Source organism: Bacillus sp. AP50 (assembly GCF_040492675.1).
In the GTDB taxonomy this organism is placed as follows: Bacteria; Bacillota; Bacilli; order Bacillales; family Bacillaceae_G; genus Bacillus_A; species Bacillus_A cereus.
Genome location: NZ_JBEUTW010000150.1, coordinates 1 through 2,103, shown reverse-complemented (window position 1 = coordinate 2,103; position 2,103 = coordinate 1). Strand labels below are relative to the sequence as shown.

Sequence of the window (2,103 nt, the reverse complement as noted above, 5' to 3'; positions counted from 1 at the left end):
AAATGGCTGTTAAAACGAGGTAAGTAAGGCCCATTACGAGTAGTTGGATAAACGTATTATGATTTGGATTTAAAAATTGCGGTAAAAACGTTAAAAAGAATACTGCAACTTTAGGGTTTAATAAATTCGTAAGAAACCCTTGTCGAAAGCAAGAGGTGTGTTCATCTTCATTATTTAAAGATATATCGTTCGTATCAATGCCTTCTTTATTTCTTACTGCTAAAAGGGCTTTAATACCAATATAAATTAAATATAGAGCCCCAACGTACTTGAAAATAGAAAATAAAAGAGCTGACTTTACAATAAGTGCAGAAAGACCAATTACAGCAGCTAAAGTATGAATTAATAGTGCAATACATGTACCAAACACTGTTTTCACTCCACCGACTTTACCAGCAACCAATGTATTTTTCGTAGCCATTGCTGTATCTGGACCAGGTAAAATGATAAGGCAAATAGACATAATGATGAAAAGAAGATAATTTTCTATCATAGCCGCCCCTCCTTTTTATTTTTAGAATATTTGATTAAAATCAGTGTAGCACAAAAATGGATTTAATAAAATTAAATTTTGTTAAAAATAATTAAATAAAAAAGGCTATATAGTAGCTGTAATTACACTACTATATAGCTTCGATTTTATCCCGCTATTTGCGGGTGAAGTTAGGTAGGGGATGAACGAAACACCCCCTCATGACAATTTCATTTTATGCATTAAGTAAGTTAAAGAAACGATTCACATCTTCTTCTGAAACGTCACTTAACTGTTTATATTTATAATTCGGATTTTGATCTTTATCAACGACAACGGAGCGTACTCCTTCGAAGAAATCTTCATGTCTCATGAAATTTTTAGCAAGTATAAGGTCCGTAGCGAAACATTCTTCAACGGATTTATCTTTTCCATCAATAAACTGTTTTAATGTTACTTTTAGTGAAATAGGGGATTTTGATAACAGTGTTTCTTTCGTTTTTAGAGCAAAGGAACTTTCATCTTTCTCCAATGAATGGATGATTTCTTCAATTGTATCGAAAGCAAAATGTGAATTGATTACTTCTAATGAAGGAGCGAGCTCGCTTTCTAAGTTTGGAGCAGTTGCAAATGTACGAATAACTTCTTTTAAATTAGTATGTACATCATCTTCTTTATGCCAATTTACACTTTCAAGTTCAGTAAGAAACTCTGGTAATGAATCAGATGTCATAAAGTAATCAGCAGCATTAATAAATAATACGTCAGAAGCTTTTAAAATAGATGCTGTTAAAGCAACGAATCGTCCTGTATATCCAGGCGCTTTATTTAAGAAATATGCAGCTCCGACGTCTGGGAAGAAGCCAATATTCATCTCTGGCATTGCCCATTTCGTACGCTCAGTTACAATGCGATACTTCGCACCATTTGTAAGACCGACACCACCGCCCATTACAATTCCATCTAAACAAGCAATAATCGGTTTTGTATATTGATAAATATATGTATCAATTTCATACTCTTCTTCAAAAAAACGTTCTGCATGTTGCAATGCCACTTCATTGGAACGCGCTTCATAAAGAGTTTTAATGTCGCCGCCTGCACAAAAACCTTTTGTGCCAGCTCCTTTTAACACGATAAGTGCAATACGCTCATCGTGTTCCCACTCTTTAAGTTTTTGTCCGATAGGTTGTAACATGTCATAAGATAAAGAATTAAGTGCTTTTGGACGGTTTAAAGTAATTGTTGCAACGCCGTTTTCACTAACAGAAAATAAAACTTGTTCAGTCATAATACATCCTCCCTTACATATCTTCTTATTCTTAATTCTTGATATGTACTGAAATGTCCTTTATAAATTTTGTCAAAAGTTGACGGTAAATATTAATTTGGTCACTGCATATTTTGACGAGTTATCTTTGCAGGATTTCAGAGACTGAGGGGGAATATTACAACATTACTGTAAGTGTAATTATTTGAAGTTATAATGATAAAAGCGCTATTATATAGGTGTGAAATGTTCATTATCAATTCTAAAAGTGTGTTTGAAGAAAAAATAAATCGTACAATTGTATTAAAAAATTTTACACTGAATTAGAAATAGAGAAAGGAGAAATCGGAATGCCAGGACC

The 2,103-nt window shown here is 33.2% G+C and carries 2 protein-coding genes; both read right to left on the bottom strand.

Going from position 1 to position 2,103, the window contains the following annotated elements; translation table 11 throughout:
• Positions 1-493 (bottom strand): LysE family translocator (locus ABWK52_RS13225; RefSeq protein ID WP_353771954.1); only part of this gene is annotated, 493 nt, incomplete at its 3' end.
• A 214-nt stretch (positions 494-707) separates the two neighbouring features.
• The gene (locus tag ABWK52_RS13220) at positions 708-1,763 is read right to left on the bottom strand and encodes an enoyl-CoA hydratase/isomerase family protein (RefSeq protein ID WP_000139776.1); all 1,056 of its coding nucleotides are present in this window, start codon (positions 1,761-1,763) and stop codon (positions 708-710) included.
• Between the last annotated feature and the right edge of the window lie 340 nt (positions 1,764-2,103).